Source organism: Streptomyces flavalbus (genome assembly GCF_042674625.1).
GTDB lineage: Bacteria > Actinomycetota > Actinomycetes > Streptomycetales > Streptomycetaceae > Streptomyces > Streptomyces flavalbus.
In genome coordinates, this window is the sequence record NZ_JBHTEB010000001.1 from 763,758 (window position 1) to 770,123 (window position 6,366).

The 6,366-nt window shown below is 73.9% G+C and carries 6 protein-coding genes; 2 read left to right on the plus strand and 4 right to left on the minus strand.

Annotated elements, in window-relative coordinates:
* The first annotated feature begins 4 nt into the window (after nucleotides 1-4).
* Entirely contained in the window at nucleotides 5-877 is an 873-nt protein-coding gene (locus tag ACFQZ6_RS03350) for a cytochrome c biogenesis CcdA family protein (protein WP_381604841.1), read from the plus strand.
* 21 nt (nucleotides 878-898) lie between these two features.
* On the opposite strand, the gene ACFQZ6_RS03355 is transcribed toward ACFQZ6_RS03350, so the two are convergent.
* Entirely contained in the window at nucleotides 899-2,224 is a 1,326-nt protein-coding gene (locus ACFQZ6_RS03355) for a lysine N(6)-hydroxylase/L-ornithine N(5)-oxygenase family protein (RefSeq protein WP_381604842.1), read from the minus strand.
* Between the two features lie 123 nt (nucleotides 2,225-2,347).
* Here ACFQZ6_RS03355 and ACFQZ6_RS03360 point away from each other — a divergent pair, with 123 nt between their 5' ends.
* The gene (locus ACFQZ6_RS03360; protein ID WP_381604843.1) at nucleotides 2,348-3,295 is read left to right on the plus strand and encodes a methionyl-tRNA formyltransferase; all 948 of its coding nucleotides are present in this window, start codon (nucleotides 2,348-2,350) and stop codon (nucleotides 3,293-3,295) included.
* Nucleotides 3,296-3,298: 3 nt separating this feature from the next.
* Here the strand turns inward: ACFQZ6_RS03360 and ACFQZ6_RS03365 are convergent, their stop codons facing one another.
* From ACFQZ6_RS03365 to ACFQZ6_RS03375, 3 genes are read right to left on the minus strand one after another with little or no spacing between them, the layout of a single operon-like run.
* The gene (locus ACFQZ6_RS03365) at nucleotides 3,299-4,150 is read right to left on the minus strand and encodes an ABC transporter ATP-binding protein (RefSeq protein WP_381604844.1); all 852 of its coding nucleotides are present in this window, start codon (nucleotides 4,148-4,150) and stop codon (nucleotides 3,299-3,301) included.
* Between the two features lie 4 nt (nucleotides 4,151-4,154).
* Nucleotides 4,155-5,252 (minus strand): FecCD family ABC transporter permease, encoded by a 1,098-nt coding sequence (locus ACFQZ6_RS03370; RefSeq protein WP_381604845.1) that lies wholly within the window; start codon nucleotides 5,250-5,252, stop codon nucleotides 4,155-4,157.
* Nucleotides 5,253-5,256: 4 nt separating this feature from the next.
* Nucleotides 5,257-6,297 carry a FecCD family ABC transporter permease gene (locus ACFQZ6_RS03375; RefSeq protein ID WP_381604846.1) on the minus strand — a complete coding sequence of 347 codons (1,041 nt, stop codon included), beginning with the start codon at nucleotides 6,295-6,297 and terminating at the stop codon, nucleotides 5,257-5,259.
* Nucleotides 6,298-6,366 lie beyond the last annotated feature (69 nt).

Here is a 6,366-nt window from a genome sequence, read left to right on the forward strand (position 1 = left end):
GGCCGTGGGGGACCTGCCACTCGCGCTCGCGCTGGGCGCGGGCATGTTGGCCGCCGTCAACCCGTGCGGCTTCGCGCTGCTGCCCGCGTACCTGTCGCTGCTGGTGCTGGGCGACGACCGGCCGGGCCGTACGGTCGCGGTCGGCCGGGCCCTGACGGCGACGGTGTCGATGACCCTCGGGTTCGCCGCGCTCTTCGGGGTGTTCGGGCTGGCGGTGCAGCCGGTCGCGGGGCGGGTGCAGGAGCACCTGCCGTGGTTCACGGTCGGGTTCGGGCTGCTGCTGGCGGCGGCCGGGGGGTGGCTGCTCGCCGGGCGGCAACTGCCCGCGCTGGCCCCCAAGATGCGCCGGGCGCCGAAGCTGAGCCGGTCGGTCCCGGCGATGGCGCTGTTCGGCATGGCGTACGCGGCGGCGTCGCTCGGCTGCACGGTCGCGCCGTTCCTCGCGATCGTCGTCTCGGCGTTCCGCGGCGGCTCCACCGGTGAGGGCGTCGCCCTGTTCGTGGCGTACGCGGCCGGGATGGGGCTGATCGTCGGCGCGGCGTCGCTGACGGTGGCGCTCACCCGCACCACCGCCGTGACCCGGCTGCGCCGGGCGGGGTCGGTGGCGCCCCGGCTGGGCGGGGGGCTGCTCCTGCTGGTGGGGGCGTACGTGGCGTACTACGGCTGGTACGAGATCCGGGTCCAGCGTGATCCCACGACGACGGACCCGGTGGTCGACGCGGCGGGGTCGGTGCAGCGGGCGCTGGCCGACGCGGTGGACTCGGCGGGTCCCGGGGCCGTCGCCGTGCTGTGCGCCGTCCTGCTGCTGGCGGCGCTGGGCCTGCGTCACCGCCGCCGACTGCTCCGCCGCTCGGCGCGCGGCGAGGCGACGCCGTAGGCCACCGGGTGAGAGGCTCGGTCACCCCGGGGCGCCCACCCCCCGGCGGGCCAGCAGGGACGTGCAGATCTCCCCGGCCCGCACGGCGGTCGTGGACAGCAGGGTCGAGGTCAGGCCGTGGGTGTGCTCGGTGCCGCCCTGGAGGTAGAGGTCGGCGGTGACGTGGGGCGCGGTGACCACGCGGTGGTCGCGGCCGACGCGCAGCGCGTCCTCCTCGTCGCGCAGGCAGAGCTTGCCGATCTCACCGAGGTGGTCGCCGATGCCCTGCGGCTGGTAGCCGGTGGCGTAGACGAGCAGGTCGGCGGTGAGGGTCTGGCGTTCGCCGGTGGGCAGGAACTCGACGGTGGCCCGGACGCCGTCGGCGCGGGTGACGACCTCGCGCAGCCGGGAGACGTTGAGCATCCGCAGCCGCTGCCGCCCCTGGATCCGCTCCTGGTACATGGTGCGGGACAGGGACTCGATCAACTCCATGTCGACGACGGAGTAGTTGGTGGAGCGGTGGTAGTCGAGGAGGGACCGCTTCACCTCGCGGGGCGCGCGGTAGTAGAGGTCGACGGCCTCGGGGTCGAAGATCCGGTTGGCGAAGGGGCTGTCGTCGGCGGGGGTGTAGCCGTACTTGGCGAAGACGGAGCAGATCTCGGCGTCGGGGAAGCTGCGGTGCAGGTAGTCGACGGCCTCGGCGGCGCTCTGTCCGGCGCCGAGGACGAGGGCGCGGCGCACCGGGGCGCCGGAGCGGGTGAGTTCGGCGACGCGGGGAAGTAACTCGCTGGTGTGCCAGACGCGTTCGGTGAGGGTGGCGTCGGGCGGGACGTGCGGTTCCAGGCCGGTGGCGACGCAGACGGCGCGGGCGCGGCGCACGGTGAGCCGGTCGGGGTGGTGCGGGTCGCGGCTGGTGACGTCGAGGAAGCGGACCTCGCCGTCCTCGGTGACGGGCCGTACGGTCACCACCTCGGCGCCGTACTCGACGAGGTGGGCGAGGCGGGCGGCGGCCCAGGCGAAGTAGTCGTGGAACTCCACGCGCAGCGGGAAGAGGGTCTTCAGGTTCAGGAAGTCGACCAGCCGTCCCCGCTCGCGCAGGTAGCACAGGAAGCTGAAGTCGCTGGTCGGGTCGCGCATCGTCACCAGGTCCTTCAGGAAGGACACCTGCATGGTGGCGTCGTCGATGAGCATCCCCCGGTGCCAGCCGAAGGCGGGCTGCCTCTCCAGGAAGCCGACGCGGGGGCCGGTTCCTCCGTCGGGGGTCGCGCCGTGTTCGTGGAGCGCGATCGCGAGCGCCAGGTTCGACGGGCCGAAGCCGATGCCCAAGAGGTCGTAGACGGAGTCAGGCCCGCCGCGCAGCGTCGTCACCGCTTCATCGCCTCCCGTGATGAAGGGGAGCACGGCGCTCCCCAGGCGGGAACACGGCCTCCCCCAAGCAGGCACATGTTAGATAAGGTTAGCCTTACCTAGCAATGGCTGAGGAGGGCTCAGATGCGGGTCGTCATGTTCGGCTACCAGACCTGGGGTCACCGCACGCTGCGCGCGCTGCTGGACTCCGAGCACGAGGTGGCGCTGGTCGTCACCCATCCGAAGAGCGACCACGCGTACGAGAGGATCTGGAGCGACTCGGTCGCCGGTCTCGCCGAGGAGCACGGTGTGCCGGTGCTGTTGCGGGACCGGCCCGACGACGACGGACTGCTGCGGGCGCTCAAGGAGGCCGCGCCGGACGTCATCGTCGCCAACAACTGGCGCACCTGGCTGCCGCCGGAGGTCTACGACCTGCCGCCGCACGGCACCCTGAACATCCATGACTCGCTGCTGCCGTCGTACGCGGGCTTCTCCCCGCTGATCTGGGCGCTCATCAACGGCGAGCGGCAGGTCGGGGTCACCGCGCACCGCATGGACAGCGGTCTGGACACCGGGGACATCCTGCTCCAGCGGGCCGTCCCGGTGGGCGCCGAGGACACCGCGACCGACCTGTTCCACCGCACGGTGGAGCTGATCGGGCCGCTCGTCACCGACTCCCTGGACCTGATCGCCTCAGGCCGCGCGGTGTGGACCCCGCAGGACCGGTCCCGGGCCAGCTTCTTCCACAAGCGGTCCGTGGCGGACAGCCGGATCGACTGGACCTGGCCCGCCGAGGACCTGGAGCGTTTCGTGCGGGCCCAGTCGGACCCGTACCCCAACGCCTTCACCCACCACCGCGGCAAGCGGCTGCGGATCGTCTCGGCCGCCGTCTCCGCGGGCCGCTACGGCGGCACACCCGGCCGGATCTTCATCCGCGAGGGCGACGGCGTCGTCATCGTCGCCGGGGCCGGGGCCCGCTCGGGGCGGCTGCCAGGACTGGTGGTGCGGCGGGTGCGCACGGAGGACGGCGCGGAGCTGGCGGCGACGGACTACTTCCGTGCGATGGGCGGCTACCTGACGGACCGTCCGTAGCCCTCAGCCGGTCCCGGAGACGGGAACCGCCGCCGTGTGGTGGCGGCCGACCGGGACCACCATCGGCATCCCGCTGACCGGGCACTTGCCGATGACGCACGGGAGCTGGAACACGTCCGCCACCATCTCGGCGGTGACGACGTCGGCCGGGTCGCCCTCGGCGACGATCCGGCCCGCCTTCATGGCCACGACGTGGTCGGCGTACCGGGCGGCCTGGTTGAGGTCGTGCAGCACCATGACGACGGTGCGGCCCTGGTGCCGGTTGAGGTCGGTGACCAGGTCGAGCACGTCGATCTGGTGGGCGAGGTCGAGGTACGTCGTCGGCTCGTCGAGCAGCATCACGGGCGTGCCCTGCGCCACCGCCATGGCGATCCAGGCGCGCTGCCGCTGGCCGCCGGAGAGTTCGTCGACGGCGCGGTGCGCGAGGGGGGTCAGCGCGGTGGCCCGCAGCGCCTCGTGCACGGCCTCCTCGTCGGCGGCCGACCACTGCCGCCACCAGGTCTGGTGCGGGGAGCGGCCCCGCCCCACCAGGTCGATCACGGTCAGCCCCTCGGGGGCGACGGGCCCTTGCGGGAGGATGCCGAGGCGCTGGGCGAGCACCCGGGTGGGGATCGCGTGCACGTCCCGTCCGTCGAGGTGGACGGCCCCCGACTTCGGCGTGAGGAGGCGGGCGAGGGCGCGCAGCAGGGTGGACTTGCCGCAGGCGTTGGCGCCGACGATCGCGGTGACCTTGCCGGTGGGTATCGCGAGGTCGAGGCCGTCGACGACGACGCGGTCGTCGTAGGCCAGGCGCAGGGACGTGGCCCGCAGGCCGGGGCCGGGTGGTGCGGGGAGGGGCTCGTGGTGGTCCTTCACGTCATCAGCCTCCTGAGCCCGCGCGGTTGGCGCGGACGAGCAGCCACAGCAGTACCGGGGCGCCCAGCACCCCGGTGACGATGCCGACGGGGAGTTCGGTGTCCGGGACGAGGGTGCGGGCGATCAGGTCGGAGACCAGGACCATCGCGGCGCCGGTCAGCCCGGCGGCCACCGGCGGCGGCACGGCCGTACCGGCGAGCCGCTGGGCGACCTGCGGCGCGGCCAGCGCGACGAACGCGACCGGCCCGGCGGCGGCGGTGCCGAAGGCGACCAGCCCCACGGCGACGAGCAGCGCCGACACCCGCACGAGCTGGACGCGGGTGCCAAGGCCCCGGGCGACGTCGTCGCCGAGCTGGAGGGTGCGGATCTGCCGCCCGAGCAGCAGCGCCACCGGCAGCAGCACGGCCAGGGCCAGGGCGAGGGGACGGATCTGCCCCCAGGTGCGGCCGTTGAGGTTGCCGACGAGCCAGCCGAGGGCGGCCTGCGCCTGGAACCGCAGTCCGTGGGCGATGAGAAAGTCGGTCGCGCTGGTGCAGATCCACGCGACGCCGACGCCGACGAGGACGATGCGGTAGCCGGTGGTGCCGCGCTTCCAGGCGAGCAGGTAGACGACGAGCGCGGCGGTGAGCGCGCCGAGCAGGCCGAGGGTCTGGGTGGACAGGCCGCCGTCCCAGCCGAGGACGATCCCGGCGACGACGGCGGTCCCGGCGCCCTGGGTGAGGCCCATCATGTCGGGGCTGGCCAGCGGGTTGAGGGTCATCGTCTGGAGCAGGGCGCCCGCGACGCCGAAGGCCACGCCGACGAGCAGGCCCGCGAGGGCGCGCGGGAGGCGCAGTTCGTGGACGATCAGCTCGGTGCCGGGGTCGGCGGCGCCGAGGAGGGCGCGCACGACGTCGGGGAGGGGCAGGTCGATGTCGCCGGTCGCGGTCTCCACGCAGAACGCGAGGAACGTGAGCGCCGCGAGGGCGAGGGTCACGGTCAGCAGCCGGGGCCGCAGCACGCCGGAGACGGGCGGGGCGGGCAGCCGGAAGGTGATCCGGCGCGCGGTGCGCTCCGGAGCGGGGGGCGGGGGCGTCGGGCGGCCCGTGAGGTCGGTGGTCATGGGCTCACAGCTCCGCGAGTCGGCGGCGGCGGACCAGCGCGACGAAGAACGGGCCGCCGACGAAGGCGACGAGGATCCCGGCCTGGATCTCCACCGGCCGGGCGATCAGCCGCCCGGCGATGTCGGCGGCGAGCAGCAGGCAGGGGGCGAGGACGGCCGACAGCGGCAGCAGCCAGCGGTGGTCGGGGCCGACCCCGGCGTACTGGGCGAGGACGCGGACGATGTGCGGCACGACCAGCCCGACGAAGACGACCGGCCCGATGACGGCGACCGCCCCACCGGTCAGCAGGGTCACCGCGACGACCCCCTGCACCCGGACCAGCCCCAGCTTCAGGCCGAGCGACCTGGCCACGTCGTCACCGAGGGCGAGGCTGTTCAGGGCGGGCGCGCAGGCGAGGGCGAGCACCGCGCCGACGGCGAGGAACGGCAGGACGCGCAGCAGCACCTCGCCGTCCTGGGTGGCGAGGGAGCCCGCCGACCAGAAGCGGTAGCGGTTCAGGGCGTCCGGGTCGGTCAGCGCGACGGCACTGGTCAGGGAGAACAGCAGCGAGGTCACCGCGACCCCGGCGAGGGCGAGTTTGACCGGCGTGGAGCCGGACCGGCCGAGGCCGCCGAGGAGGTAGACCAGCACGCTCGCGCCGAGCGCCCCGGCGAACGCGAACCAGATGTAGCCGTGGACCGAGCCGACGCCGAGCACGCCGACCGACAGCACGACGGCGAAGGCGGCGCCCGCGCTGACCCCGAGGATGCCCGGATCGGCGAGCGGGTTGCGGGTGAGGGCCTGCATCAGCGCCCCCGAGAGACCGAGCGCGGCGCCGGTGGCCAGGCCGAGGGCGGTACGGGGCAGCCGTACCGACCAGATCACGTCGTGGACGCGGGCGTTGGGGGCGTCCCCGAGGAGGGTGTGCCAGACCTGGTCGAGGGGGACGCCGAGGGCGCCGTACGCCATCGACAGCGCGCACAGGGTGAGCAGCGCCGCGCCGCTGAGCGCGATCAGGAGTGCCGCGCGGGGGCCTTTCGCCGCCCGGACCGCCGAGGTCCCCACGTCCAACTTCCTTTGGTGTGGCCTGACTTCGCGTCTGATGTCAAGGTCTGTCTTAGCTGAGGCTTGCCT